This is a genomic window from Candidatus Aramenus sp. CH1 (assembly GCA_022678445.1).
Classification (GTDB): domain Archaea; phylum Thermoproteota; class Thermoprotei_A; order Sulfolobales; family Sulfolobaceae; genus Aramenus.
This window is the reverse complement of the sequence record JALBWU010000015.1, coordinates 1-24,829: the sequence shown is the minus strand read 5'-3', so window position 1 is coordinate 24,829 and position 24,829 is coordinate 1. Positions and strand designations below refer to the sequence as shown.

Sequence of the window (24,829 nt, the reverse complement as noted above, 5' to 3'; positions counted from 1 at the left end):
TAGGAGTGAAGAAGATTGTCAACGCTTTGGCTCTTTCCTTTCTCTTCACATCACGGAGTATCTCCCTTAAAGGGGAGTAACGCCTTAGACCTATGCAGAACCCTCGCAGGGCGGGGAGGAGGTCAGTTTCGCTTTTTTGCTCTTCACGAAGCTTAACCCCGATGGGTCTTCTATAATTAACTTGAACTTGATCTCCCCCTTCATCGCCTTTTTTACGTCCTCACAAACGTTGTTTTCCTCGCAGTATTTCCCGATGTGGTCAAGGACGTCCTCCAGGAGTCCCTCTACAGTGGATATTATACCTTGGGAAGCGTTCATCGGGTAAACTTCTAGGTCGAGCTCAGGGATGTAAAGCGTGGCAAAAGCTGACCTATATACTATAACGCTAAGGTCTTCCTCGCTCTCTACGTCCAGCTCTATCCTCTTGGGCACGTAGGTCTCGTAAGGTTTGACGTCCCTATACTTATAACCGCACGACTCGCAGTACCAGTTAGATAGGACTAACTTTCCAGTCTCTCCCGTGTCGTATAGGTAGTCCACGGCGTTAAGGGTCTCCTTACCGCAAACGGGACACTTCAGTTTCTCCTTGAAAATCACTTGGGGCTCCATTTCGACCAACCAAAGTTTATTTGGTAGTTCCAAGTAAATTTAATTTGAGATAAGCACAACGATGAGGTATCCACAGGAGAATGATATTGGGAAGATAGAATATAAGCTTATTCTCGGCGAGATCTCCGAGGATAGATTGCAACAGTTAGCCTCCCAGATGAAGTTTAGGATTGAGGAGGGAGGAGGGGAGGCAATATACGTAATAGGCGTTAGCGACGACGGGAACGTGATAGGGCTCGAAATGGAGGAGATAGAAAAGACCATAAGCGTCCTCGAAAGGATCGCAAGCATGATAAACGCCAAAGTGGTACACAAGAGGTTCATTGAAGTAAAGAAGTCAAAGTACGTAGCGGAGCTACTGATACGCGTCCACAAGGAGGACATACCGATCCAAGTTAACGTGGCTGTGATGGGACACGTAAACGCGGGCAAGAGCACGTTGACCGGAACCTTGGTCTCGGGTAAGCTAGACGACGGCAACGGTAGCCTTAGGGCCTCTATAGCTAGGTACCTACACGAGGTAATAAGCGGGAGAACCTCTTCGATAACGATAAGGATTCTCGGCTTCAACGACAAAGGAGAGATAGCCAACTACTCCTTGAGGGACCCGCTGGACGAGGCTGACGTAACGTTGAACAGCACCAAGATAGTGAGGCTCATAGACCTTGGCGGGCACGAGAGGTATCTTAGAACCACCTTGAAGGGGTTAATGGGATACGACATAAATTACGTCATGTTGGTAGTTGGGGCGGACGACGGACTAAGCACCATGGGCAAAGAGCACTTGGCAGTGGCGTCGGTACTAAAGTTCCCCATATTCGTCGTCATTACGAAGGTCGACAAGTTCCCAAAGGAAAGGGTTGAAGGGATAATAGACGACATTAAAAAGGTGTTGAAGATCCCGGGGATAAACAGGCTCACCATGACGGTCGAGGACGAGGACGACATACTCAACGCCATAGTCGGCATAAGGACTGGCAGAGTAGTCCCCATCTTCCTGATATCTAACGTCACTGGGCTAGGTCTGGACAAGCTCAAGAGCTTCCTCTACATGCTTCCTCCTAGAAGGGTGTTCCCGCCGACGGAGGACCCCCTAGTTTACATCGACGAGATATACAACGTGCAAGGTGTAGGCACAGTGGTGCTTGGATCTGTGGTGAGGGGAACTATCAAGGCGAACCAAGAGGTGTTTATAGGGCCAACGAAACTAGGCGACTTTGTACAAGCTAGGGTGAAGACCATTCAAGTCAACAGGGTGTTCGTGGACAGGGCCGAGTCGGGTAGCATAGCCACGTTTGCAGTACAGGGGGTGGAGAGGGAACTTCTAAGAAAGGGAATGGTAATCACAACTAAAAAGCCAAGGGCCACCGAGAAGTTCAAGGCAAAGGTCATAGTCCTTCACCACCCCACTACGATAAAGGAGGGCTACGTGGCCACTGTGCACCTCTATACGATAAGGCAAGCTGCTCGGTTCACCAAGATCTCAAAGGGGCTTCTAAGGTCTGGGGACACAGCTGAGGTGGAGTTAGCCTTCCTCTACAGGCCGGAGTTCCTCGAGAAGGGCCAGATATTTATCTTTAGGGAGGGAAGGACTAGGGGCCTAGGAGTTGTCACTGACGTTGGCTGAGGAAAGCGTGCACTCCACTATTTCCGTAGCGATCTCCTTTGCCTTTCGGTCAATGGTGTTGTTAATTGCCCTGGCAAGGGGACCTGTGATGTCGTAGGATGCCTTCCACTCTAAGTGATCGTCGTATACCTTCACTGAGGTGGTTATTACAACGACGATACCGGGACCCGTGACTTCCATCAAGTTAGAAACTTCGCTCCCGCTAACCTTGAATTCCTTGAGGATTCCTTCCACTTCCACGTTTAGCGGCCCAACCTTAACTTGAGCAGTAAACTTGTCCCCGTCGATCTCCTTAACCCCTGGCGTACAGCCCAGCAGGGTCTTCTTATCGCTCAGCGCCTGCAAGACCTTGTCCTTGTCCTTGATCTTCCTAGTGCCCACTACCTCGTTCATTTTCCCTCAATCCTCTGCTTTAAGCAGTCAAATAGATCGTTCACCATTTTCTTCACCGCTGGCTCCATTAATCTACTCCCAACGGACGCTAGAACCCCTGATACCTTTACGTCCGCGTCGTACTCTATCTTGCCCTCAGAGACCTTTACTTGGGCTAGGATGTCAACGTTGCTGTTCATGCCTGTCCCCTTTGCCGAAAGGTCAAACCCGTCCTCAGTGGATTTCGTGAACTTCACCGTAGCCTTGTACTCGCCCTTGACGAAACCAATTCCCGCAGTACCAACTACCTTGTACTCTTCTCCGTCCTTCTTAACCTCCTTGATTCCAGGGAAACACGTGGCTACGGCTTCCAAGTTTTTTAGCGTTTCCATGATCTGGGCCTTACTTGCTTTTACTTCTACGGCCCCTTGGAACCTCATAACCTCTTATAGTGTCTAAAGAATATATTTTTGATGAGGGTAGGCTCAGTAATCTTGGCCGCCGGAGAGGGGAAGAGGTTTGGGGGCAACAAGCTCACGGTAAAGGTCAAGGGGAGGGAAATAATCCTAAGGGTATTGGATGCTGTGCCCACCGCGGAAAGGGTGGTCGTGGTAGGGAAGTACTGGAAGGAGGTTATGGAGCTCTTGAAGGACGAGGTTGTCATCTACAACCCGAGGTGGAAAGAGGGGCTAAGCACATCGTTGAAGTTAGGCGTTCAGTTCTTCTACTCTTACGACGCGTTGCTAGTCCTCCTAGGCGACATGCCCCTTATAACTAGAGACCTCACAGCCAAGATAGTTTCGTCGTACCGCGATTCCTGTAGTGCCATAGTGCCCACTTACAAGGGCGAGTGGGGAAACCCAGTTCTCCTGGGGAAGCCCCTTTTTGACGAAGTACTCAAGTTAACGGGAGACGTGGGGGCGAAAGCAATTCTCCCAAAAAGAAAAGACGTTTGTGAAGTTGAGGCTGGAAAAGAAGTCCTCATTGACGTTGATAGGGAGTCTGACCTAGCCTCAATTTCTGAGATGCTGACTTAATGGCCTCAACTATGTTCTGGTACCCAGTGCACCTACATAGGTTGCCCGATATGCCTTCCCTTATTTCCTCCTCAGTTGGGTCAGGCTTCTCCTTCAAAAGCCAATACGCCTCCATTATCATCCCAGGGGTGCAGTAACCGCACTGAAGTGCGTGCTTTTCCCAGAACGCCTCCTGGATGGGGTGGAGCTTCCCGTCCTTAGCAAGTCCCTCCACTGTGAGGATCTCGGAGCCGTCAGCCTCAACTGCAAGTACTGTGCAGGACTTCACGGACTTCCCGTCCATTATTACGGTACATGCACCGCAGTGGGAGGTGTCGCAACCTATGTGGACTCCCGTGAATCCCAGTTCTCTTAAAGCGTGGACTAACAACTTCCTTGGCTCAGTCTCGTACTCTACGTCTTGGCCATTGACTTTAAAGTGGATTTTCACTTTCTGGTCCTTTTCGTACACCTTCACTTCGTTCACCTCTTGCCTAGGGCTGTCAAAATTGCCCTCTTAGTCATTACCTTGGTCACCTTCTTTTTATACTCAGCTGTTCCCCTTATGTCGGATGTGGGGTTGGCGTACTTTACGGCTAGATCAGATGCTACTTCAATGGTCTTCTCACTGATCTTGTCCTTTAGTACGTTCTCCGCCTCGGTGGCCCTCACAGCCTTTGTGTTCACGGCAGTTAGGCCTATCCTGGCGTCCTTAATCTCCTCCCCATCGACCTTGAGGAGAACTGCAACACCTACTATTGCAAAGTCCCCTGCCCTCCTCTCTAGCTTCTGATAAGAGTATTTATACCCGGAGTAGTCGTTAACGAGTATCTCCTTCACCAACTCCCCCTGGTTTAGGTCAGGGGTAAACATGTCCTTGTCAAAGGAAGCAAAGTCTACTACCCTCTCCCCCTTAGTCCCAACCACCTTGACCTTAGCGTCTAGGGCTATAAGCGCTGCAGGGTAATCGGCGGAGGGATCTAGGTGAGATACGCTACCGCCTATTGTGCCCATGTTCCTCACTTGCGGGTCACCGATCTTAGAAGCAGTCTCGCTCAAGAGGGGTACATTCACCTTTGAGATCTCGTAGTGCGTGGACAAGGCCCCTATGGAGTATTGAGCCCCTTCTTTCCTCAAGTACTTGAGCTCTTGCAATCTCCTTATTTCTACAAGGTAAGACGGCCTCAAAAGCCTCAGCTTTAACATTGGTATTAGGCTATGTCCGCCAGCTAAGGGCTTAGCGTCGTCGCGCTTTTCGAGGAACTCCAAGGCCTCAGCGAGGTTGTCAGGGATAACGTAGCCTATTTTTGGCGGATACATAATGGTAATCAGAACGACGTGTTATTTAATGTTTTTTATGTACTTCTCGGGGTTCTTCTTGAACTCGGCCATGCACATGGGACTACAGAAGTAGTACGTGACAGACTTATAGGTGTATTTGTAGGCAGTGGTCTTTACTTCCTCACCGCAAACGGGGTCTCTCATATGATTTACTAGGACAGTTTCCACAATTTATTTCTTAGTTTAATGACATCCCCCACTACTATTACGGCGGGAGACCTAACGTTGTTTTCCTTTACCGTACTGCTAAGCTTAGAGAGCGTGGTCACAAAGACCCTCTGGGAGGCAGTAGTTCCCTCTTGTATTACAGCAACTGGGGTCTCTGGGTCTCTGACCTCGGCGAGTACCTTCTGTAGCTCCTCCGCCCTGTTTACGCCCATGAGGACAACTATAGTACCCTTCTTTGGGATGTAGTCCTTATCTATAACCTGCCCGCCAGTCCTAGTGCCCGTAATTACGGAGAAACCCGAGGAGTACCACCTGCTGGTCACTGGTATTCCCGCGTACTCAGGGACAGCTATGGCACTTGTAATGCCCGGTACCACCTCGCACTCTAGACCTGACTCGATTACGTAGGAGCACTCCTCCTCACCCCTTCCAAAGACGTATGGGTCACCACCCTTCAGCCTCACAACTACTTTATCCTCCTTGGCCTTCTCAACTAAGATCTCATTGATCTCGCTCTGGGTTTCTGACTCCCCGACTCCCTTTCCCACGTATATGAGCTCTGCATCCTTTTTGCACTTGGCCAACAACTCCCTTGGAATGAGCCTGTCGTAGACAACTACGTCAGCCATCTCCAGGATTTTAAGACCTTTAACCGTTATCAGCTCAGGGTCCCCTGGTCCAGCCCCTACTAAGTATACTTTCCCTTTCACGACTCCAAAATCAACCCCGTTACAAAAATAAGTTTTCATATGGCGTTAACTTTCTTTATAACGTAAACGGCAAACACTATTCCTTCGGTGAACTTTATACCGTATATGAAACCAAGGACGTCGTTCACTAACACTGACTCAGAAACTTGGAACAAAGTGGAGAATATGTAAAGCAACATGACGTAGAATATGTCTCCAGCGAAGCCCAAGCTAAAGAGCACGACCTTCTCCATGAACTTCAGTGAGGATATGAAATACCCTAAAACGAAACCCCCCACTAGTTGAGAAATGAAAGCAGTAATTGAAAAAGCAATGCTCCGCTCTACTGCAACCGCTACTGGAGGAGTTAGCCAAGGTATTACTAGGGCTGAAAACGCGACAAAGGCCACCCATGCTCTCTTCCTCAAAATGTAGGAAACTGCCGGCATCAAGCTACCGTCAACTTCTACCACTTGGTCTTTAGGTACAGAGGAATTTAGCACATACCACCCAAGGAGTCCTCCTCCCAGTATTGGACCTTGATAGGAGAGGAGCCTAGTCAATGGGTCTCCAACAACGTATGCAATGGCTGATGAAGCCAAGAGAATCAACGATAGGTAAAAAGCTACCTTTGTTGAGATGTTCATGGTCTCACGGCAGGTACACTTCGTAGACTACTTTGCCGTCCACTAACTCCTTCTTAAGAACCTTCACTCCTCTCTCCTGCATTACTGTAGCCCACATCTCTACTTCGTCTGCTTGAACTCCCTGTTGAGCTATGATCTTAACTGTCTGATTACCCCCGCTCTCTAGCCAGAAACGCATAAGCCTAACTGACGTGCTATTGGAACCACAGCCTCCAGATTGTTGACTAAGGTCTAGCTCCTTCATCATATATCATTCTCGAACTAATGGCTAATATTTTTGAGTCCTCGGTAAAGTACACTCTGTTCCAGTTCCTCTTCTTCATTTCTGAGACCACAGACCTTATTATTGCCTTGGCGTTGCAGAAGGCCCCCTTGCAACGGGTAGAGTAGACGCCGGTGAAATCTATCAAGTTTGCCAGTTCCCTCTCCCTTTCGTCCCCCGAGGTTAAGAGCACGAGTGTGGAACCCCTTGAGGAAAATATGGGAGAGTGACAGAACTGTTCCAGCCTCTCGTACCCAGACCTCTCCCCGAAGACCTCCGCCATCTTAAGGTAGGCGAAGTAGGCGATTCCGAAGTTCTCCCCTTTTCCCACAAAGAACGGGTGACTAAGAGGTACTTCGTCCCCTTGTCCCTTATCTTCTTCAGCGTTTGCGATTGAGTAGACTGCACTTAGGGACATTAGGAAGGAAAGCGTTCCGGGCAACGTAGCCTTTGGCTTGTAGGGCAAATGCACAACGTGGTCGGCAACTTTGGCCAGCTCGCTGTCCAAGTTAGAGGTGACTGCTATTACCTTCACCTTTCCCCTGAGCCTTTTTGCTAGAATGACATTGCTCTTCGGCCTCCCTGACACGGAGACGACTACTAATGGCTTGTCTATCCTGTAATTGATGGCGTCGTATGGATCAACCGCTCTAAACCTACCTCCTGTCTTCTCTTGAATGGTAAGAGATACAGCATAGGAGTCGCCAGCCCCCGTTACGTAAGCTTCCTCTAGCTGTATGTCGGCTTTAACCCTGTAGTTTGCGTTGAGTTCCTCCTCCATGAGCTTGACGTAATCCATGAATTTAATAGTCCCTAAGCGGTTTAAATCTTGACCGACTAGGTGATATGCTTTGAGGATTCTTCTGAAGGCTGCTCTAGCAATGACGGACGACGCTCCGCTTAAAAACATTTACATAGGAGTAAACGGCGAGAGGGTTGAGGTTATATCAAGGGAGCAACCAGAGGACTATGAGAACGCCGAGCTATCCATTGGCGGAAACAACAGGATAGTTTCCCCAGGGTTCGTAAGCCTCCAAACCTTCTTGTTCCTTTACCCGTTTAGGTACAGGATATTCTCTGGAAAGGTCAACGTTAACGACTTAATTTCGGTTATGAACGACAAGGACTTCTACTACTTTTCACTATTAGCCAGCTATCACCTGCTTAAAACAGGCGTAACCACGGTAGTTGTGGCTGACCCGGAGCCGGAACATTCCGCTAGGGCTGTAAACGCAGTTGGGTTAAACCCCTTGCTTGCGGTGAGCGCTGGGTGTAGCTGGGCAAAGGGGGACTGGAAGAAGGAGTTCAAGACCCTCTACTCCAGGTGGTCGACCAGCGAGGAGAATAAGGTGTTACTGAGGCTGTGCGACGAGGGAGAGGCGGAGGAAGTCTTTGGAATATCTAGAGAGTACAAAGTTCCCGTGCTAGTGGAGAGATCCGTCGACCTCTCCAGGTTCAAGGACATACCAAAGAACGTCATCGCGTTGGGAGGGGCGTCAAGGAAGGACTTCGAGCTCGTTAAGAAGACAGGGATACAAGTGTCCTTTACCCCAACCTACGAGGTGTGCAAGTTCACCTTAGGTGCCTTGAAGCCGTCCATCTCCCTCGACATCTCTCCTAAGTACGACATCAGGTCTGAACTCGGCTACGCCACCTTAAGGCTACTCTTGACTCCGGAAGAGGCGTTCAAGTCTGCCACAAAGTGGGGGTATTCCCAGTTAGGCATGAACGTGGCCCTAAAGGTGGGGAGCGTCGGGGACGTGATAGTGTTTGAGTTAACCGAGCCCCCGTCATACCCCTTAGACCTCGATAGCCCCTACGAGAGCCTTGTGTATTCCTCTTACACCGTTGAGACGTCGATAGTAAAGGGAGAGGTCGTTCTGGACGGAGGTATACCCCTAAACGTCGGAACCAAGGATATAGAGGAAGCACAGGGGAGGATCGAGGAGGTTGATGAAAAGTACAGAAGTATGGAAAAGAATTGAAATAGTGGGAGACATAGTCATAATTGGAATACCCTTTGGAAAGTCGCCAGAGGACTTGAGGGAATATGCTGAGGAAATCATGAGAGAGCACAAGTACGTCAAGTCTGTCTGGGGAAGGTACAGGAATACAAGGGGGGAATATAGGTTAACGGACTACTACCACATAGCGGGGGAAAAGAGGAGCGCCACAATTTACAAGGAACACGGTTGCCTATACTACCTCGACTTCACCAAGGTCTTCTTCTCCCAGACTTTGAGCTACGAACACTTGAGGGTAGCTAAACAAGCGAAGAAGGGAGAAAAGGTGATAAACCTCTTTGCGGGGTTTGGGCCTTTCTCGATCCTGTCGGCAAAGCTAGGAGACCCAGAAGTAGTCTACTCCATGGACCTAAACCCGTACGCGTATTACTTTATGTTGGTAAACGTCAACTTGAACAGGACCTACAATGTGATCCCAATGTACGGTGACGCCTTCAAGAGAGTATACGACGTGGAGGAGGTGGACAGGGTGATATCCCCCTTGCCCGAAAAGCACAGGGAAGCCTATGAGGTGGCAAGGCAAAAGGTAAAGAAAGGTGGAGTAATTCACCTCTTCGTTGAGGTAGAGGTAAAGAAGGACCAGGATCCCGTCAAGGAGGCCATGAAAGAGTACCAAAAGGCCTTCTTCGGCAGGGTAGTGAGAAGCGTGAGCCCGTCGAGGTACCACGTTGTTCTCGACATAAGGGAATAACGTTTATAAATTTTAAAAAGAAGGATTTTGGTAATGGACATTGACAAAATGATACTAGGATATAACGTATCGCAGAAGAAGAGGGTCGAAGTGGGAAACTACGTGGTAAAGTTCCGGAGGAGAAAGGTGTCTAGGAAAAATTACGAGTACATTTACGTGGTCGAACTCTTCTTCATGGGCAACTTAGTGAGGAAGGGAATATTCACGGAGTACAGTAACGCAGTATCGTTCGCAGGAGAGATAATGTACTCTCTCCTCTAGATGTGCAATATTTTTATTCCACACGCCCATTGGGGTTTTTAGGGAATAAATTGTCAAGGGAAGATGTAATTGAGGCACTGAAGTCGGGTAGGATAGACTACGTAAGGGTCGAGTTTATCGACCTCCTAGGAAACGTCAGAGGTAGGTCCTTGAGGAGGGCAGAGTTCGAGATCCTAATGCTTAAGGAGTCAGGGGGAGTACCCTACGCAGAATCCCTGGTTTTGCTCGACTACAAGGACACTCCCGTCAAGTCCAGATATGAAGACGTTATTGCTGTCCCCGATCCTTCCACCTTCATTATATTACCTTACCTCGAGAGGACTGCCAGAGTGCTGTCCTATCTGAATAACTCAGACCAGACCCCCTACCCGCTGTGCAGTAGAGGTTTGCTGAGGAGGGCGTTACAGAAACTAGAGGAACTGGGTTTTAGGCTTAGCGTAGCCTTTGAGCCCACTTTCTACCTCATCAGAAACGAGAACGGCGTGTTCCCAGCTGATTACGCTAAGGCCTTCTCGCCGGAGGGGCTAATGGAAGAGCAGAACTTCCTGAGGGACGTAATAAAGTACTTAGAGGCTGTGGGCATTCAAGTGGAAATGGTGAACAAGCACTACGGACCGGGGCAGTACGAGATAACTTTCTCCAAAAAGGAAGCGTTGGAAGCTGCAGACTCTTTGATCACAGCTAGGGAAGTCATAAGGGACACAGCGAGGCTCTACAAGTACTTTGCCACGTACATGCCCAAGCCCTTCGCAGACAGGCCCGGAAGCAGTATGGACATCTACTTTATGTTAGAGGACTCTAATGGAAAGCCCCTTATTGACCTGTCGGACAACAAGGGCATTGGACTCAACAAGGTAGTCTACAACTTCATTGGCGGAGTACTAGAGCACTTGGGCGCAATAATCAGCTTTGCTGCTCCAACCATAAACTCGTACAAGAGGTTTAGGGAGCTAATAACGCCTAACTTAGCTGGCATAGGCACTGAAAGGCACTTCATAATAAGGGTACCGAGCAACTTCAAGGACACTGGCCTCTTGGAGTTCAGGCTAGCCGATCCCTTGGCCAACTCGTATTTGTTGTTGTCCTCTATAATATTCGCTGGCATCGACGGAATAGAGAGGAACCTGGACGTTGACGTTAACTCGGTCACAGCTGAACTACCTAAGGACATAAACGACGCGTTGAATAAGTTGGAGAGGGATAACTACCTAAAGTACTCACTGGGCAACGAGATTGTGTCGTCATTCGTGGAGCTCAAAAAGAGGGAGATAGAAAGCTACAACGCTTACATAACCCCTTGGGAACTAGACGCTTACCTCAAGGCAGGTTGGTAGCGTGACCGAAAATGAAGGCGTCGGTATTTAGCGGTGTGGGAAAGCCCCTCACGATAAAGGAAGTGGAAAATCCAAAGCCAGATGGAGGAGTTCTACTAAAAGTGCTTGCAACAGGCCTTTGCCATGGTGACGTACACGTAATAATGGGGGAATGGGAAGGTGATATATACGTTAAGGAGGGGAGGATCCTAGGCCACGAGATCGTGGGGGAGGTAGTGGCTGGAGGAAAAAAGGTAAAGAGGGGAGATAAGGTGCTTGTCTATAACGCGTTTGGTTGCAACACATGTAAGTACTGCAGGGCCGGCTACTACCAGTACTGCGAAAAGGTAAAAGTCCTCGGAGTTCACGAAGATGGGGGCTTTGCGGAGTACGTCAAGGTCCCAGACGAGGACAACCTGGTTAAGGTAGAGGGAAACCCCGTCAACTTGGCCCCATTAGCTGACGCCGGTATTACGGCATATCACGCCTCGGAGGGCATAGGAAGCGGAGAGAAGGTGGCTATCTTGGGCACAGGGGCCGTGAGCTTACTTGCCCTTCAGATACTGAAGAGCTTTGGAGCAGAGGTAACCGTGGTTGGGAGGAACTTGGCTAAACTATCGAAGATGAAGGAACTAGGGGCCGACGAAATTATAGTGACGAAAGGAGAGTACGCAAGGGATCTCTCAGAGAAGGCAAGCACAAGGAAGTTCGACTACGTAATCGACTTCATTGGGAGCGACTTAACGTTAAACGAGTTGCCGTGGATGCTGAACAGGCTTGGCGAGCTTAGGATAGTGGGGGAGTTCGGAGGAACGTTAAAGGTACCGGAACAGCTGTTAGTCCTAAGGGGGCTTAGGATTAGGGGAATCTTGTACGGCAAAAAAGCGCACTTGTTTGCAGTAAAGGAAATGTACGAGAAGGGGAAACTCAAGACCTTTGCCGTCCCCTACTTGTTAAGCGAAATAAACCAAGCGATAGACGACCTCATTTCAGGGAGAATAGTAGGTAGGGCGGTCATTTTGCCTCAAATGTGAAAGGAGAGTCATCCTTAACCTCTATTTGCCTATTAACGAACTTCTTAACTATCTCGTAATTGGTGCTGGCGTGGGAAGTGAGCTTGGCCCCGACAAATATTCCACCAAAAAGACCAGCGTAAACCATTAACATATCGGACATGTGACTGTCAACTGCCCCTCCGCTCTTAAGTTCCGAGATAAGGGAGATCGCAGCTTCTTCCCCTACTTTCTCCGCCCTCTTTCCCTTCTCTCCCAGTGAGTCAGCCCCCATCATGCTCTCTCCTATTGCGGCCAACGTTATTCCAGTGCCCTCGCTTTCGTTGACCCTGACGTCCACTTCTATTTTTATGTTATCTGTAATTCTCCTGAGAACTTGAACTGCGGAACTCCTTTCCCTCTCCGCTATGTGCTGGGGAAGGGAGGACACGTGGGCAATGCCGATGACCTTCTGCAACTCGCCAAACTTGGTGATCTCAAACTTATGCGGGTCTCCCCTGAAGTCCTCTAGCCTAATTATGCCCCCTCCCCTGGGGTAGTGTCCCCTTTTCACCAAGATTACATTGCCCTTTATGCCTATCATTTCCAAGATCCTCATGTAAACTAGTCTAATGTAGTCAATGGGAGGAGACTTGGGAACGTCGGTACCGCCTATCAACGTTAACTTCACGTTTCTGTTGAGCAATATGGGGATAACAGCGACAGAGATCAAAGTCACGCTCCCCGCAGACCCTACGTCGTAGGTTATCTCCCCCTCCTCCAGCGGCCTCCCCGGGGTGAACACCAGCTCAGCTGAGCCCAGGTAATCGCCCTTAGTCACGGCGTTACACAACTGTTTCACTACCCTCACGGCCGCGAGATGTTGTCTTTGTAACCCGGGTTTTTCCCTTTTAGCCCTTATGTTGTACAGCTTAAAGGGCTTGCCAGTGAGGGCTGAGAGCGTAAGGGAAGTTCGTAGAATCTCTCCTCCACCTTCGCCGAAAGACCCATCTATCTCGATCATACTATGTTGTAGTATGGAGATCAAAATTAAGCCTATACTCAACGTCATAGGCCACGAGGAGTTCTTCGCTATACCGATAGCGAGACAGAAGAACTACCTCCTAGCGTTGAACTTTTACGAGGACGTTGTTGGCGGGAACCTCGCTAGGTTCGTGTTAATTCTTGACAAGTACGAGGAGGTTAATTCCATAAAGGTTGTGGAGGGGGACAAGGGGGTAGTAGAGGCGTATCGCGTTAAGGAGGCCTTCGACGAAATAAGGAAGCAAGTTAGGCTTCCCAAGATCCTTGTAACCCCTAGGATACCCTTTTTCGTCAACATAAAGGTGAAGAACAAGCCTGAAACTATGGACAGGGGAGTCGTGGGATACTTAAACTACGTCAACAAGTACGGTGAGATAAAGGCAAAGTTAACCTTAAGCGACTTAAAGATTGAAGAACTTGTCTAGAGTGGTCGACTTGTATATCTTCCCTAACTTTACGCCTACCCTCCTTAGCTTTCTCTTGTCCTCCTGGAGTATCTTCTCGAGTAACTTCCTCGCCTCTTCCAACGCCTTCACCTTGTCCAGGCCATAGGTGAAGCTCTTCTCCCTGCTGACTATGTCGAGGTCCTCCATTATAGCTACCACCGCAATGCTCTTGGGTATCCCATCGACCTTGGCATAGGCCTCATCTATGGCCCTCCTTAGGTAGGGGAGGATTTCCTCCAACTGCCTCGTGTTGGACTTGAGGGTCACGTACCTCCCTTGGTGCTTTACTTTCCTCTCCTTTACCGGCTCGTTATAGGTGTTGTTGGCCAAGGACAACAAGTAGTTAGCCTTCTTCTTGCCCACCGCCTTAACCAAACTTTCCGCGTTTACCTTCAACACGTCACCTAGCTTGTTAACCCCTATTCCTCTTAGCCTCTCCTCTAGCACTTTCCCTACGCCGGGTACTTCGGAGATGTCGAGGGTGGAAATAAACTGGGGGACTTCCTCCTCCCTTAGTATTCCAAGCCCGTTGGGTTTACTCCTCTCTGCAATGACCTTGGCAAAGGCCTTGTTGGGGGCAACGCCGACGGTCATGGTTAGTCCCTCCCTCTCCCTGACCTCTTCCTTCATCTTCTTCATCAAGGCGTAAGCTTCGTCGTAGTTCCTCGCCTTTCCGCTGATGTCTAGGTACGCCTCGTCTATGCTGGCGACCTCAACCTTGTCCGCGTACTTGGCCAGGATCGACATGACCCTCTTGCTCACCTCCTTGTAAAGCTCCTTTCTCATTGGCAAGTAAACTGCGTTTGGCTCTATCTCCTTCGCCTTTATTATAGGCATACCGGCCTTAACGCCCAGCCTCCTGGCCTCGTAATTTGCAGTTGCCACAGCTCCACTGTCCTTAGTCCTTCCAGAGTAAACGCAGACCACGACTGGCTTTCCTCTAAGGGAAGGGTTGAGGATCTCCTCAACTTGGGCAAAGAAGTAGTCTATGTCGGCCAGAGCTACGATCATTTACATTTAGTCTTAACGCTTGTCTTTTTTAACTTTTGCATCACTTCCTCTAATGTAGGTGAGCTAGTACCGCCTATCCTGGAGACCTTAATTCCCGCGGCTACGTTAGCTAGTTTAAGCGTGTCCTCTAGACTGTTCTTCTCCAAGTAAAACACGTTAAACGCTGCGTCAAAGACGTCACCGGCCCCCGTTGTGTCAACTACGTCTGTCTTAATCGCCTCCGAGTAACACTCTTCGCCCTCGCCTACCACCATTGCTCCTTCTCCTCCCATTTTCACTACTAAGAGCTTTGCATTTGCCTTCCCCTTAACGTCCTCGTATTCCTTCTTATTGACGAACAGTACGTCCACTTCCTCCCCTTCGTAATACTTAGAGTAAGCCCCGGGGTCGTAAGTTATCATCTTCGAAACCCTTGTCACCACGCTAGGATGTATAGACGCGAAGTGGACTACGTCGAATATGCCGTTGTACTTCTTCACGTCCTCGGCAGTGGGGAGCAATTGGTCTATGGTCCTCCTGACTATCGATATTCCGCCGTCCTTCCTTAGGAGGATTAAGGCGTAATTCGGGAGGGAGTTCACTTCTTCCACTAAGTCCAAACCTACCCCTTCCTCAGCAAGCCTCGCCATTAGAGGCTTTACCACGTAGTCCTTGCTTACCTTGGACAGTAACTTCGAGGTGTGGCCTAGTCTGTTCACAGCCACGCTGTAGTTTGTGGCAGAGCCCCCAGGGAGAATCTCAAATACGTCAGTGTTCACCGAGAAGTCGGCCTCTGGAAACTTGTCCAGCCTCACTATTACGTCAACGTTGAACTTGCCGACGCTCAAGTGTATGGGCTTCATCAGTTAGCCGCCACCTCTTCACTTTTCAGGCTCAAAGGTCTTCATCACTATTGTACTTTAGCTATTAAGAGTTTATAACACTGTGTAACTTAAGGGAGTGATCGAAAGTTAATTTCAAAAACTTATCCTCAAAATCTTTATTGAATCCACGATGGTAGAAATAAAGGAAATTAGGAAAATAGAGAAGGAAAAGGCAAGTATCCACAGCCACATAACGGGGCTAGGACTAGACGAGAAGGGAAAAGCCATCTTCAGGGCAGACGGGATGGTGGGCCAGACTGAAGCAAGGGAAGCTGCAGGGATAGTAGTCCAGCTCATCAAAGAGGGCAAAATGGCTGGAAAAGGAGTACTTTTAGTAGGTCCTCCGGGCACTGGAAAAACCGCAATAGCGGTGGCAATAGCGAAGGAGCTAGGCGAAGGAACTCCGTTTACCATGATTAACGCCTCCGAGGTCTACTCCACCGAGCTGAAGAAGACCGAGATTCTGACCCAGGCAATAAGGAAGTCAATAGGCGTAAGGCTAAGGGAGAAGAGGCTAGTATACGAGGGAGAGGTTAAGGAGCTAAAGGTCAAGGTGGCCAGGAGCAGGCTGAACCCGTATTACCAAGTTCCTAGAGAAGTTGAGATCACCTTGGCCACAAAGGACGACCAAATGAAGCTTACAGCTGGAGACGCCGTTGCCGAGCAAATAGCTAGGCTGGGCGTGAGAAAGGGGGACGTTATTTGGATAGACGCCCAGACTGGGGAGGTGTTTAGGGTAGGGAAGGCAAAGGGCTCTGTACACTACGACATAGGCAGGACTGTGGAAGTGCCTTCCGGTGCAGTCAAGAAGGAGAAGGAACTCGTGACTACCGTCACGCTCCACGACTTGGACCTAAACCTGGCGTTACAGAACATCTCCCTATCGGCAATCTTCTCCCTCTGGACGGAAAAGGAGATAACTGACGACGTAAGGAAGCAAGTAGACAAGACAGTGAAGGACATAGTAGGGAAGGGAAATGCGGAACTCCTACCAGGAGTCCTGTTCATAGACGACGCCCATATGCTAGACATAGAGTCCTACTCCTTCCTGACGAAGGCCTTGGAGTCGGAGCTCGCTCCAATCCTAATACTCGCCACCAACAGGGGTTTAACGAAAATAAGGGGGACTGACGTAGAGTCTCCCCACGGCATATCCCTGGACTTGCTGGACAGGCTCTTGATTATCCCGACGAGGCCATATAACGCAGAGGAGATCAGGGAGATCGTGAAAATAAGGGCTAACGAGCTAGAGATCGAGCTGGACAACGAGACTTTAGAGGAGCTAACGAAGATAGGGACTGAGGAGAGCTTAAGGTACGCGGTGCAGTTGCTGGAACCCTCCAGTATAATAGCGAAGAGGAACGGAAGAAACGTGGTGAAGATGGAAGACGTTAGAGAGGCGTTTAACTTGTTCGTAGACGTCAAGAGAAGCGTTAAATACGTAAAGGAGTATGAGAACTTATTACTCAAGTGATGATTGGCGACGAATTTGAGCGATGAAATGGTCGTTGCCGGACTGAATATAGTCTCTTAGTATCCTGTAGGTCATTCCCCATATCCTATATCCCTTGTAAATGAAGGCCGAGTCCCCCTCTTTTAATTCCTCCTTGGTAACCCAGAAGTAGGCTGAGATTTCATCCTTATTTATTCTTATTTTCTCGCCCTTATATCTTCCCAAGTACGCAGATACCTTCACTTTCACGTTATTTGGGGAGTAATAGCCAAGGAAGCCGAGTATTTCGGGACTAAACCCTATTTCCTCCTTGCATTCCCTTAACGCCGTCTCCATACAACTTTCCCCCGGCTTTACCCTCCCCCCAGGGAGGGCCATGTCCCCGCTCCAAGGATCTCCTGGCCTTTCCGCCCTCTTCACTACCAAGAACTTTTTACCGTCGACTATCAGCACTACCGCGGCTTCGCAATCCATATATTTCTATTTTACCTTGAAATATATCCTTTTCTTCCACCTCTCGTCCCTTTGCGGAAAGTCCTCCCTAAAGTGGTTTCCACGACTCTCCTTCCTGGTCTTCGCAGCTATGGCAGTTAGAAGGGAGACTAACGCAGCGTTTGCCTCCTCGTCTAACGAGGAAGTATCGGCATTGGAGTAGACCGAAACGGCCTTCTCGAGCCTCTCTTCGTTCCTTATTATTCCCACGTTCTCCCAATTAGTCTTCCTTATTTCCTCTATAGAGAGTCTATTGCCTTTCCTCAGCCCTACTCCTATTACGTCCCCGTCATCCACATATAGGCCCTCCCACTTGTCTATGAAACTTGATAGGTTTACTCCGAAGACCAAGGCCTCCGCCAAGGAATTACTGGCCAGCCTGTTTGCCCCGTGGAGGCCGGTGTCGCTCACCTCTCCTATGGCATAGAGCCCTTTCACGTTGGTCTCCCCCCTTAAGTTGACTCTTACCCCTCCATCTACGAAGTGGGCGCCCGGGAACACTGGTATCTTGCTTGACTGACTTAAGCCATGTCTCTTGAGGAACTTGTTGAGCACCGGGAACTTTCTTTCGAAGTCGTAGATTTTAGTCAAGTCCATGTACACCCTCTCTCCCTTAAGTAGCTCAGAGTAAATTGCCCTAGACAACACGTCCCTCGGTGCCAGCTCACCTTTCTCGTGGTACTTGAAGGCGAACCTTTCCCCTCTACTGTTGACAAGTATTGCCCCCTCTCCCCTCAAAGTCTCGGTCAACAGGAATACCTCTCCGTCTACGCTAGTAACAGTGGGATGGAACTGGACGAACTCCATGTCAGATAAGAGGGCTCCCGCCCTGAAGGCCATTGCCATGCCGTCACCCACGTTTGTCGGCTGGTTTGAAGTGTACTTGAAGAGGTAGGCGTAGCCCCCAGTAGCGAGAACTACCTTGTCGTCGTAAATGACCCCAGACCTTTCAGCTATTACTCCCTCTACCTTTCCGTCCGATATCTTCAACGCCACTACCCTGTCCTCTAAGAGTGGAACTTCCACCTCCTTGAGCTTCGCCATTAGAAAGTCGAAAATGTCCCTCCCCGTCTCGTCGGTCTTGTGCAGTACCCTCCTCCTCGAGTGGCCCCCCTCAAGCCTAAGGTCGTCTGCGAACCTAAACCCCCAGCTTTCCAACACTTCTACAGCCCTTGGGGCCTCCTTTGTCACGTAGTACACCGCCTTCTCGTTGCACAGCCCGTCCCCTACTATCAACGTGTCCTTAGCGTGGATTTCAGGAGAGTCATCCTTTTCCACGGCAGCAGCTAGGCCACCCTTGGCTATGTAAGTGGAACCCCCGGTCAACTTCTTTGTTATTACCTTTACCCTTAGACCCGCCTTCTTTAACGACACTGCCGCGGAAAGACCGGCTATTCCAGTCCCTATAACCAGAACCATATTTTCCGAACATGTGTTCAATGATATAAAATCTTTTCTATAATAAAAAAGGTCTTTATTTATTTTAGGTTCCTCTAAAGTCCTGCTTTACAGCTCCGCTAAAACCCGTAAGTATTCCCCCTAAGTATAACGCTATTCGGTAACCTTAACTCGTCGCAGTATAGTTTTTTACTTAATATTCCCCACAAGAATTTATGGAGCTAAACTTACCACTTTTCGACAACCTAGAGGACTTATGGGGTGACATCTCTGGAGTGAGGATGTCATTTGCGGGAAACCAGTGGTTCGTAGTCAAGGACCTCATAGAGTACATAGAAAGAGAGGGATTGAATGTCTACGTGGAGACCATACCCCCTGGAATAGTAAGAAAAAGAGCTGAGGGTGAGCCGTTAAAGATAGGTAACTTGCTAATTTCGTTAAAGCCCGAGATAGTGTCCCTTCCACCCTCCATGCTTAAGGGGTTGAAAGTGAAAGAGAAGTTCGACTACGTCGAAAACGACTTGGCCATAGTGTTTTCAGGTCAACCAATCAAGAACTGGTGCGAATTAAAGGGAAAAAGGATAGCGATACCTAACCCTAAGACGGAAGGAATTGGCAAGCTGTTCATGGAGATCTATGAGGAGAGCTGCGGCAATTACGAGGAGCTAGTCCACTTAGGGGCCTACCTAACTGCTGTACACCACAGGGAAATACCCAACATGCTAAAGCTGGGCGACATTGAGGCTGGGGTGATGTGGAGGACTGAGGCCCTTTATTGGGGCTTCAAACACGTTGTACCCGAGAAAAACAGAACGTCTAGACTAGCCTTTGCTCTCTTGGAGGGAGCTGGAAGGGAGGCTGAGGCGGTCTTTAATATATTGAAAAGGCCTCAAGTTAGGGAAATCTACAGAAGGTACGGGTTTAAGGTTGTCTAAATAAACTCCCTTATCAAGTTCTTGAACTCCACGTCGCTATGGAGCTTAATTACTTCGACCTTAGAGTTCATTATACTGCCTATGATGAACTCCTTCTGCACCTTAATGGGCAACTTGGATAAGACGTACTGTGCACTCCCCTCCGGGTCTTGCCTCATTATCTCTATCCCCTCGTTATAGAGTCTCACGAACTCTTCCTCGTTTCTAAATACAGTAGCTCCACAACTCCCTGGAACGTTGAGTAGGTCCTCGAAAGTCTTTCCCTTGGCTAAGGCCGAGGGCACCACTACGCTGTCGACCTTTCCATCCTTAAGTAGAGCCATCAACTGAGGTATCTCGTCCGCGTAAACTAGCTCGGAGCTTATGCTTTTCTTTGCTAACAAAGCCCTAGTAAGGACGTCGGCTGCGCTGCCCTTTCTCCAGACGCCTATTCTTTTGCCGATGTCTGGGTGTATGACCATTAACCCCCTTATCGTCACATAGTCTATCCTTAAGTTCCTCCTAGCCAACGACACGGTAGAGTCTAAAACTACGTCAACGTTTTCCCCGCCTTCCTTGCCGAAGGTTACCTCCACGCTCTTGTTCTTCAGAGTCGAGGCTATTATTGGATAGGAAACTGGACCTGGTGCTGCTTGGATTCTCATAGGTAACACATATACCTATCTCCTTATAAATCTTTTTTATATAGAACTGATAATCTTTTTCTTTCTTCATAAGTAATAATATTATTTTGAGGAGATCCCGAAGTTCAGTTGTATAAACGGTCTAATATCCTCGCACGGTACTTGAGTATCCTCAAGCTGAGCTCAACGTTCTCCTCTGCGACTTGGCTACTCATCAGTTTACAGAAGTTAGCATCCAAGACCTCCTTGGCGGAGTCCAAAAGAACTTTCCTAACTTCGTCGTAATTAACTCCCCTGATGTTTCTAACGCCCTCCATGAACGACTCTTGGTCGCTCCACAAGTTGAACCTAGCCACCGGTGAGTCGATAATCTGTTGGACGTAGTACAAGGGCTTCCACGCGGTCAACGCGTGCCCATGGTCTATTATGTACACAAAGCCGTCCTTAGCCAACACGTGCTCCTCCTTCAGGTCAACGTTAAGGATCCACTCCTCAAAAGCCAACGCCTCTTTCACCTTTTGAAGGTTCTTGGCGCTTCTTGTACCCCTCTCGCCTAGGTATTCCATTTCGATACCCTTCTCGCCGTTAACTTCCCTGAGTTCCAGCGTTAGCAGAGGATAACTTAAACGTTGAGCTAGCCTAGAGGAAGCCAACTCGGAGAAGACCTCTAGTGCAACGTTTACGTCTTTCTCCTTCTTAACCTTCTTGAAGAACTTCACGGCACGAACTTGTTAACTTATCTTATAAAGTTACCCCAATCGCGCAGGCAGTCAATGTAGTTCGCGAACCTTCGGTTGTGAAAAGATTCTCTCTCGAATCATATACATTTTCTAGAAAGACTTTATAGTCGTTTTTCCCATACTTCCACCATGTCGGCTCGAAATAACGTCATTAAGATCTTTGTGATCCTAGTAGCCTTGGGAGTTGTGGCCTATTTCGCTAGAGTTATAACCAAGCTAATAGTGAAGTTTTTACCAATCATTGCTCCCTATTCCAACGACGTGATCCTAGGTATAAACGCGGTAATCGTAGGGATAGGAGGATTTATAATAATCAGGATCGTCCAGAAAGTCATATCCCTTTACCTCTTCTCTAGGACTGAGAGGTCTACTGCGCACACGATATCGCTAATACTAAACATAGCCCTCTACTCTATTCTAGTCCTAGCAGTTCTCTCAGCCCTCGGGGTGAACTTGACAGGGGCGGCTATAGGCGGAGCAGTAGCGGGAATAGCGATAGGCCTAGCAGCACAGACGTTCCTCTCTAATATCCTTTCCGGACTCCTAGTGACAACCAGCAAGACACTGAGGCCAGGTGACGCTGTATCTTTGACCTCATGGATATGGGGGACCCCAATTATCGGCGAAACGGAAAAAGTGGACATACTCTTCACGGAGATTAGGACGATTTATGGCAACGTGGTCAAGATCCCAAACTCGGCCTTCTTGGGAAATACAGTCTTCACCAAGTTGGAAGGAAAGAACTCGTTGACCTTTACGTACCAAGTTACCGTTAACGCGGACGTACCTGCGGAAAAGGTGTTGAGCCTTGCAAACAACCACATCAAGGACGAGTTAAGCAAGGCAAAACTTCCCTTCCCAGAAATTTACTTCACCAATAAGAACGGCGGGACAAACGTCTTCTCCGTGGTTATACATTTTCAAGAAATCACACAACTCAACGGTATTTTAGACCTCATCAACAGGGCCTTCGACAAAGCCTACTGGCAGGTAAAGAACGGTTGAGGTACTCGAAGAACTTAAATATTTCGATATATCTTTTTCCTCCTATGCAAAGAAACGTACTAGTCTCAGCCGTTTTAGTCGTGTTTTTTGCCCTACCTGCCTTGTCCTCATTGACGTTAGGCGTTAGCGGACAGAGCTTCCTCGCTTACGCTAAGCCCGCAACCCTTATAGCTCCGGGGGAGACGGAAGTCCCAATAACCTTCACGCTAATAAACACTGGAAATACTTTAGTTAACGTCACCATTTCCCCGCGTCAAACCTTCCCCTTCGAGCTCTACAGTTACTACAATTCCACTGACGAGCTCACAATACCTGTGTGGCAAACGGGTCAAGCAATAAATGTGACATTTATCTATAACGTAGCCCCCACGGCGAAGGACGGAGTGTATAAAGCGTCTCTATACGTCAACACTACCACGTCCTCATACGTGGTCTACGCCCCCGTGCCAGTACTGGGAAACGTCCAGATCTCGGCGCAAGGAGTCTGGGGTTCCCCGTCATCCCCATTGGTGGTAAGCCCAGGGGAAACTAACGTTCCCCTGACAATAATCCTGGTAAACCAAGGTAACGTGATGGCCAGCAATGTATCGCTAGAGCTCACGTCTAGCTTCCCACTTAAGTTCGAGCAAGAGAAAATAAGCGTGGGGTACTTGCCCGTGGGAGAGCCTGTAGAGGTAACTACTTACGCCTCTATCTACCCAAACGCGACCCTGGGTACCTACAGTGTGCCCATCACTGTGAACTACTTCGACGGAGCTAGCTTAAGGACTAACCTAAACGTTAACGTAAACGGGTACACAAACTTCTCAATTACCGCAGTTTGGGGCACCCCGTCTTCACCAATAACCGCCTCAGCCGGAAGCACCGACCTACCCTTGACCTTAGTCGTGAGAAACTTGGGCATCGTGGACGCTACTAACGTTACCCTCTACTTCCAAAGTACGTATCCAGTTAAGTTCGCGCAGAGCTCCTTAAGTCTTGGCGTAGTCCCAGCAGGGGAGATCAACGAGGGGACAGTCACTGCAAGCGTTTACGCGAACGCCACGGGCGGGATATACTACATCCCCGTGAAGGTACACTACTTCGACGTCAACTCGGTATACGACGTGCCCGTCCTGATTTCCTCGCCGTCTATATCGGTCGACGTCTTTACAATACCTCCGCAGGTGTTCCCAGGTTATTACGACGTGAGAGTGGAGGCTGTTATACTCAACTACGGACAGGGTTACGCGGAAAACGCCTCCATAATGATTACCTCTCCCTTTGAGGTGACGTCACAAAGCAACGTTTCGCTAGGAGTAATTCCAAGTGGAAGGCCAATTAACGTGACGTTCCTCATAAACGTGCCCAACTACACTAGTCCCGGCAATTACCCCATAAAGTTCACACTAGTCTACGATGGCGGTGAGGTGGAAAAGACCTTCAACTTAATAGTGTACCCTAAGGCCGAGTTCGAAGTCGTAGCGACGTACTACACGCTCACTCCGGGCTCTTCTCAAGTCCCCGTCACTATAACGTTAAAGAACGAAGGTAACACTACCGCGCAGAACGTAATAGTCAGGCTGGGCTCATCTGACGTCATATATCCCTACGTCAGCTCCTCTAACCCATTGAGCGCTCTCACCGCTTCTACAGCGTACTTGGGGGACGTTGGTCCAGGACAGGAGGTTAACGTAACTTTCGTAGTTGACGTAAGCTCTGGCGTATCGCCTGGTAAGTATCCGATGGCGCTAGCCCTAGAGTGGAACCAGACCGGTTCACTGTACCCGTTAGTCCAAGCAATAACCACCAGCGTCTCTGTGTCACCTACCCTGGAGAACCAGCTATTGAGAGAAAGCGTCGCTGGAATTCCGGTAGTTGCGTTCATAGTGATAATAGTTATCCTTGTGATAGTGGTGATAGCACTCGCTGTGAGAAGCGCGAGGAAGAAGTAAAAAGCCAACGAAAATTTTTATTTGAGTCAATATTCTCATAATTTTAATGAGCAAAGTTCTCGATACTATACAAATACTCCTTGCGTACCTAAGACCTATATATTCTGATTTAGCCTTGTTCTTAGCTATTACGACTCTATTTATGGTAGCCTTCCTGTCTTTGCTCTTGCTATTTGTAACAAGGTTGCTCTAGCTTATGGCAATTTCGCAGTTCCTCAAAAAGTCCTCTACTCTGTAGAGGTACTCCGTCGCGTATGCGGAGTCTATGTTCTCGAAGAGGTAGCCGTCGTAGTGAAGCTTCAAGCCAAGCTCCCAACCTTCCCTAACCCAGTTACCGAGAATGTCCTCTAAATGGGAAATGGTCTCCCTCAAATCCCCTTGTACCTCGAAATAGGCCCTCAACGCCTTTATTCCCTCTAATATTGCCTTATACATGTCCTCTGAGGCTAACGCAGGAACGTCCAGCTCGCCCCTACTCTTTTCTAAGTAGAACTTGGCTGCCTTTAGTCTCATCTCGGCTACTTCCTTGCTATCTACTTTGCCTTCAAGGGCCTCTGCGAGATCTTGCGGGTTCTCTTTTCCTATTTCAAATATGACCTCTGCTAATTTCACGATATAGAGGTTGGAGGTAAAAAGCTATTAAAACAAACGTTTGGATATTACAGCGCAGAACGACCGAACCTTCACTTTGATAAGTAATAAGACAAACCTCGCTTGGCGGGGTTTAAGGTTTTAACATGAAAACGATTTCCTTTTATGGAACTTTCTTTGGCGAACTAAAGATGAGGAGCCAGATTACTCCCGCAATTCCGGAAGCGTCAAAACCGCAGTTGTGAGGCTCTTCCCAAGTGGGTAAACAGAGGAAATTGAGGA

30 protein-coding genes and 1 pseudogene are annotated in these 24,829 nt (G+C 48.8%); 13 read left to right on the top strand and 18 right to left on the bottom strand.

Annotation, left to right across the window (positions count from 1 at the left end; translation table 11 throughout):
• Window positions 1-90: 90 nt before the first annotated feature.
• The gene (locus MPF33_10520; GenBank protein MCI2415654.1) at window positions 91-609 is read right to left on the bottom strand and encodes a ZPR1 zinc finger domain-containing protein; all 519 of its coding nucleotides are present in this window, start codon (window positions 607-609) and stop codon (window positions 91-93) included.
• 61 nt (window positions 610-670) lie between these two features.
• Between MPF33_10520 and MPF33_10515 the strand changes: the two genes are divergently transcribed.
• Entirely contained in the window at window positions 671-2,236 is a 1,566-nt protein-coding gene (locus MPF33_10515; GenBank protein MCI2415653.1) for a GTP-binding protein, read from the top strand.
• Here MPF33_10515 and MPF33_10510 read toward each other — a convergent pair.
• A complete protein-coding gene (locus MPF33_10510; GenBank protein ID MCI2415652.1) occupies window positions 2,210-2,629 on the bottom strand; it encodes a carbon monoxide dehydrogenase in 420 nt (139 codons plus the stop codon). The two genes, MPF33_10515 and MPF33_10510, sit on opposite strands and share 27 nt — an antisense overlap.
• Window positions 2,626-3,048, bottom strand: coding sequence for a carbon monoxide dehydrogenase (locus MPF33_10505; protein ID MCI2415651.1), 423 nt, complete (start codon window positions 3,046-3,048; stop codon window positions 2,626-2,628). Before MPF33_10505 ends, MPF33_10510 begins: the two co-directional genes overlap by 4 nt.
• Before the next feature lie 33 nt (window positions 3,049-3,081).
• Here MPF33_10505 and MPF33_10500 point away from each other — a divergent pair, with 33 nt between their 5' ends.
• A complete protein-coding gene (locus tag MPF33_10500; protein ID MCI2415650.1) occupies window positions 3,082-3,645 on the top strand; it encodes a nucleotidyltransferase family protein in 564 nt (187 codons plus the stop codon).
• Here MPF33_10500 and MPF33_10495 read toward each other — a convergent pair.
• Genes MPF33_10495 through MPF33_10465 form a run of 7 tightly spaced genes read right to left on the bottom strand, consistent with a single transcriptional unit; the run spans window position 3,590 to window position 7,530 of the window.
• Complete coding sequence (locus MPF33_10495; GenBank protein MCI2415649.1) at window positions 3,590-4,102, bottom strand: (2Fe-2S)-binding protein; 513 nt, start codon at window positions 4,100-4,102, stop codon at window positions 3,590-3,592. The genes MPF33_10500 and MPF33_10495 overlap by 56 nt on opposite strands.
• A 5-nt stretch (window positions 4,103-4,107) precedes the next feature.
• Window positions 4,108-4,944 carry a xanthine dehydrogenase family protein subunit M gene (locus MPF33_10490; protein MCI2415648.1) on the bottom strand — a complete coding sequence of 279 codons (837 nt, stop codon included), beginning with the start codon at window positions 4,942-4,944 and terminating at the stop codon, window positions 4,108-4,110.
• 21 nt (window positions 4,945-4,965) lie between these two features.
• Window positions 4,966-5,109, bottom strand: coding sequence for a YHS domain-containing protein (locus MPF33_10485; protein ID MCI2415647.1), 144 nt, complete (start codon window positions 5,107-5,109; stop codon window positions 4,966-4,968).
• Between the two features lie 8 nt (window positions 5,110-5,117).
• A complete protein-coding gene (gene cobA, locus MPF33_10480) occupies window positions 5,118-5,843 on the bottom strand; it encodes a uroporphyrinogen-III C-methyltransferase (protein ID MCI2415646.1) in 726 nt (241 codons plus the stop codon).
• A gap of 35 nt (window positions 5,844-5,878) precedes the next feature.
• A complete protein-coding gene (locus tag MPF33_10475) occupies window positions 5,879-6,469 on the bottom strand; it encodes a hypothetical protein (protein ID MCI2415645.1) in 591 nt (196 codons plus the stop codon).
• A 4-nt stretch (window positions 6,470-6,473) separates the two neighbouring features.
• Window positions 6,474-6,713 carry a hypothetical protein gene (locus MPF33_10470; protein MCI2415644.1) on the bottom strand — a complete coding sequence of 80 codons (240 nt, stop codon included), beginning with the start codon at window positions 6,711-6,713 and terminating at the stop codon, window positions 6,474-6,476.
• Complete coding sequence (locus tag MPF33_10465; GenBank protein MCI2415643.1) at window positions 6,694-7,530, bottom strand: SIS domain-containing protein; 837 nt, start codon at window positions 7,528-7,530, stop codon at window positions 6,694-6,696. The genes MPF33_10470 and MPF33_10465 overlap by 20 nt, the downstream gene beginning before the upstream one ends.
• A 52-nt stretch (window positions 7,531-7,582) precedes the next feature.
• On the opposite strand from MPF33_10465, the gene MPF33_10460 reads away from it, so the two are divergent.
• The 5 genes from MPF33_10460 to MPF33_10440 are packed head-to-tail and all read left to right on the top strand — an operon-like array spanning window position 7,583 to window position 12,054.
• Window positions 7,583-8,716: an amidohydrolase gene (locus MPF33_10460; protein ID MCI2415642.1), complete on the top strand. Its 1,134-nt coding sequence runs from the start codon at window positions 7,583-7,585 to the stop codon at window positions 8,714-8,716.
• Window positions 8,685-9,446 carry a class I SAM-dependent methyltransferase family protein gene (locus tag MPF33_10455; GenBank protein MCI2415641.1) on the top strand — a complete coding sequence of 254 codons (762 nt, stop codon included), beginning with the start codon at window positions 8,685-8,687 and terminating at the stop codon, window positions 9,444-9,446. Before MPF33_10460 ends, MPF33_10455 begins: the two co-directional genes overlap by 32 nt.
• A 33-nt stretch (window positions 9,447-9,479) precedes the next feature.
• Window positions 9,480-9,707, top strand: coding sequence for a hypothetical protein (locus MPF33_10450; protein MCI2415640.1), 228 nt, complete (start codon window positions 9,480-9,482; stop codon window positions 9,705-9,707).
• Window positions 9,708-9,757: 50 nt separating this feature from the next.
• A complete protein-coding gene (locus tag MPF33_10445; protein ID MCI2415639.1) occupies window positions 9,758-11,041 on the top strand; it encodes a glutamine synthetase family protein in 1,284 nt (427 codons plus the stop codon).
• A gap of 11 nt (window positions 11,042-11,052) precedes the next feature.
• Window positions 11,053-12,054 (top strand): alcohol dehydrogenase catalytic domain-containing protein, encoded by a 1,002-nt coding sequence (locus MPF33_10440; protein ID MCI2415638.1) that lies wholly within the window; start codon window positions 11,053-11,055, stop codon window positions 12,052-12,054.
• On the opposite strand, the gene MPF33_10435 is transcribed toward MPF33_10440, so the two are convergent.
• Complete coding sequence (locus MPF33_10435) at window positions 12,035-13,036, bottom strand: RNA 3'-terminal phosphate cyclase (protein MCI2415637.1); 1,002 nt, start codon at window positions 13,034-13,036, stop codon at window positions 12,035-12,037. The two genes, MPF33_10440 and MPF33_10435, sit on opposite strands and share 20 nt — an antisense overlap.
• Window positions 13,037-13,049: 13 nt before the next feature.
• Between MPF33_10435 and MPF33_10430 the strand changes: the two genes are divergently transcribed.
• Entirely contained in the window at window positions 13,050-13,481 is a 432-nt protein-coding gene (locus MPF33_10430; protein MCI2415636.1) for a hypothetical protein, read from the top strand.
• Here MPF33_10430 and MPF33_10425 read toward each other — a convergent pair.
• Together MPF33_10425 and MPF33_10420 are read right to left on the bottom strand one after the other, a co-directional pair.
• Window positions 13,458-14,513 carry a DNA polymerase IV gene (locus MPF33_10425; protein ID MCI2415635.1) on the bottom strand — a complete coding sequence of 352 codons (1,056 nt, stop codon included), beginning with the start codon at window positions 14,511-14,513 and terminating at the stop codon, window positions 13,458-13,460. The two genes, MPF33_10430 and MPF33_10425, sit on opposite strands and share 24 nt — an antisense overlap.
• A complete protein-coding gene (locus MPF33_10420; GenBank protein MCI2415634.1) occupies window positions 14,510-15,355 on the bottom strand; it encodes a carbohydrate kinase family protein in 846 nt (281 codons plus the stop codon). The genes MPF33_10425 and MPF33_10420 overlap by 4 nt, the downstream gene beginning before the upstream one ends.
• Before the next feature lie 151 nt (window positions 15,356-15,506).
• Here MPF33_10420 and MPF33_10415 point away from each other — a divergent pair.
• Both MPF33_10415 and MPF33_10410 read left to right on the top strand, forming a co-directional pair.
• Window positions 15,507-16,523 (top strand): annotated as a pseudogene (locus MPF33_10415) (RuvB-like domain-containing protein).
• A gap of 78 nt (window positions 16,524-16,601) precedes the next feature.
• Window positions 16,602-16,850, top strand: coding sequence for a hypothetical protein (locus MPF33_10410; protein MCI2415633.1), 249 nt, complete (start codon window positions 16,602-16,604; stop codon window positions 16,848-16,850).
• Here the strand turns inward: MPF33_10410 and MPF33_10405 are convergent.
• Entirely contained in the window at window positions 16,839-17,303 is a 465-nt protein-coding gene (locus MPF33_10405) for a CoA pyrophosphatase (protein ID MCI2415632.1), read from the bottom strand. The two genes, MPF33_10410 and MPF33_10405, sit on opposite strands and share 12 nt — an antisense overlap.
• Window positions 17,304-17,309: 6 nt before the next feature.
• Complete coding sequence (nadB, locus tag MPF33_10400; GenBank protein MCI2415631.1) at window positions 17,310-18,740, bottom strand: L-aspartate oxidase; 1,431 nt, start codon at window positions 18,738-18,740, stop codon at window positions 17,310-17,312.
• 194 nt (window positions 18,741-18,934) lie between these two features.
• On the opposite strand from nadB, the gene MPF33_10395 reads away from it, so the two are divergent.
• Window positions 18,935-19,654 carry a substrate-binding domain-containing protein gene (locus MPF33_10395; GenBank protein MCI2415630.1) on the top strand — a complete coding sequence of 240 codons (720 nt, stop codon included), beginning with the start codon at window positions 18,935-18,937 and terminating at the stop codon, window positions 19,652-19,654.
• Here MPF33_10395 and MPF33_10390 read toward each other — a convergent pair.
• Both MPF33_10390 and MPF33_10385 read right to left on the bottom strand, forming a co-directional pair.
• Window positions 19,651-20,298 carry a DUF3834 domain-containing protein gene (locus tag MPF33_10390; protein ID MCI2415629.1) on the bottom strand — a complete coding sequence of 216 codons (648 nt, stop codon included), beginning with the start codon at window positions 20,296-20,298 and terminating at the stop codon, window positions 19,651-19,653. The two genes, MPF33_10395 and MPF33_10390, sit on opposite strands and share 4 nt — an antisense overlap.
• A gap of 104 nt (window positions 20,299-20,402) precedes the next feature.
• A complete protein-coding gene (locus MPF33_10385; protein MCI2415628.1) occupies window positions 20,403-20,996 on the bottom strand; it encodes a hypothetical protein in 594 nt (197 codons plus the stop codon).
• A gap of 150 nt (window positions 20,997-21,146) precedes the next feature.
• Here MPF33_10385 and MPF33_10380 point away from each other — a divergent pair, with 150 nt between their 5' ends.
• The gene (locus MPF33_10380; protein ID MCI2415627.1) at window positions 21,147-22,022 is read left to right on the top strand and encodes a mechanosensitive ion channel family protein; all 876 of its coding nucleotides are present in this window, start codon (window positions 21,147-21,149) and stop codon (window positions 22,020-22,022) included.
• A gap of 44 nt (window positions 22,023-22,066) precedes the next feature.
• Complete coding sequence (locus MPF33_10375) at window positions 22,067-23,956, top strand: hypothetical protein (GenBank protein MCI2415626.1); 1,890 nt, start codon at window positions 22,067-22,069, stop codon at window positions 23,954-23,956.
• A gap of 189 nt (window positions 23,957-24,145) precedes the next feature.
• On the opposite strand, the gene MPF33_10370 is transcribed toward MPF33_10375, so the two are convergent.
• Window positions 24,146-24,568 (bottom strand): hypothetical protein, encoded by a 423-nt coding sequence (locus MPF33_10370; GenBank protein MCI2415625.1) that lies wholly within the window; start codon window positions 24,566-24,568, stop codon window positions 24,146-24,148.
• Window positions 24,569-24,829 lie beyond the last annotated feature (261 nt).

Bases quoted from the DNA above. Each gene is read 5' to 3' on its own strand.
- MPF33_10380 (MCI2415627.1), top strand. From the start codon at position 21,147: ATGTCGGCTCGAAATAACGTCATTAAGATCTTTGTGATCCTAGTAGCC.
- MPF33_10475 (MCI2415645.1), bottom strand. From the start codon at position 6,469: ATGAACATCTCAACAAAGGTAGCTTTTTACCTATCGTTGATTCTCTTG.
- MPF33_10455 (MCI2415641.1), top strand. From the start codon at position 8,685: ATGAAAAGTACAGAAGTATGGAAAAGAATTGAAATAGTGGGAGACATA.
- MPF33_10450 (MCI2415640.1), top strand. From the start codon at position 9,480: ATGGACATTGACAAAATGATACTAGGATATAACGTATCGCAGAAGAAG.
- MPF33_10405 (MCI2415632.1), bottom strand. From the start codon at position 17,303: ATGGATTGCGAAGCCGCGGTAGTGCTGATAGTCGACGGTAAAAAGTTC.
- MPF33_10435 (MCI2415637.1), bottom strand. From the start codon at position 13,036: ATGATCGAGATAGATGGGTCTTTCGGCGAAGGTGGAGGAGAGATTCTA.
- MPF33_10420 (MCI2415634.1), bottom strand. From the start codon at position 15,355: ATGAAGCCCATACACTTGAGCGTCGGCAAGTTCAACGTTGACGTAATA.
- MPF33_10515 (MCI2415653.1), top strand. From the start codon at position 671: ATGAGGTATCCACAGGAGAATGATATTGGGAAGATAGAATATAAGCTT.
- MPF33_10505 (MCI2415651.1), bottom strand. From the start codon at position 3,048: ATGAGGTTCCAAGGGGCCGTAGAAGTAAAAGCAAGTAAGGCCCAGATC.
- nadB (MCI2415631.1), bottom strand. From the start codon at position 18,740: ATGGTTCTGGTTATAGGGACTGGAATAGCCGGTCTTTCCGCGGCAGTG.
- MPF33_10485 (MCI2415647.1), bottom strand. From the start codon at position 5,109: ATGAGAGACCCCGTTTGCGGTGAGGAAGTAAAGACCACTGCCTACAAA.
- MPF33_10440 (MCI2415638.1), top strand. From the start codon at position 11,053: ATGAAGGCGTCGGTATTTAGCGGTGTGGGAAAGCCCCTCACGATAAAG.
- MPF33_10510 (MCI2415652.1), bottom strand. From the start codon at position 2,629: ATGAACGAGGTAGTGGGCACTAGGAAGATCAAGGACAAGGACAAGGTC.
- MPF33_10430 (MCI2415636.1), top strand. From the start codon at position 13,050: ATGGAGATCAAAATTAAGCCTATACTCAACGTCATAGGCCACGAGGAG.
- MPF33_10500 (MCI2415650.1), top strand. From the start codon at position 3,082: ATGAGGGTAGGCTCAGTAATCTTGGCCGCCGGAGAGGGGAAGAGGTTT.
- MPF33_10390 (MCI2415629.1), bottom strand. From the start codon at position 20,298: ATGAGAATCCAAGCAGCACCAGGTCCAGTTTCCTATCCAATAATAGCC.
- MPF33_10470 (MCI2415644.1), bottom strand. From the start codon at position 6,713: ATGAAGGAGCTAGACCTTAGTCAACAATCTGGAGGCTGTGGTTCCAAT.
- MPF33_10520 (MCI2415654.1), bottom strand. From the start codon at position 609: ATGGAGCCCCAAGTGATTTTCAAGGAGAAACTGAAGTGTCCCGTTTGC.
- MPF33_10465 (MCI2415643.1), bottom strand. From the start codon at position 7,530: ATGGATTACGTCAAGCTCATGGAGGAGGAACTCAACGCAAACTACAGG.
- MPF33_10425 (MCI2415635.1), bottom strand. From the start codon at position 14,513: ATGATCGTAGCTCTGGCCGACATAGACTACTTCTTTGCCCAAGTTGAG.
- MPF33_10375 (MCI2415626.1), top strand. From the start codon at position 22,067: ATGCAAAGAAACGTACTAGTCTCAGCCGTTTTAGTCGTGTTTTTTGCC.
- MPF33_10490 (MCI2415648.1), bottom strand. From the start codon at position 4,944: ATGTATCCGCCAAAAATAGGCTACGTTATCCCTGACAACCTCGCTGAG.
- MPF33_10395 (MCI2415630.1), top strand. From the start codon at position 18,935: ATGGAGCTAAACTTACCACTTTTCGACAACCTAGAGGACTTATGGGGT.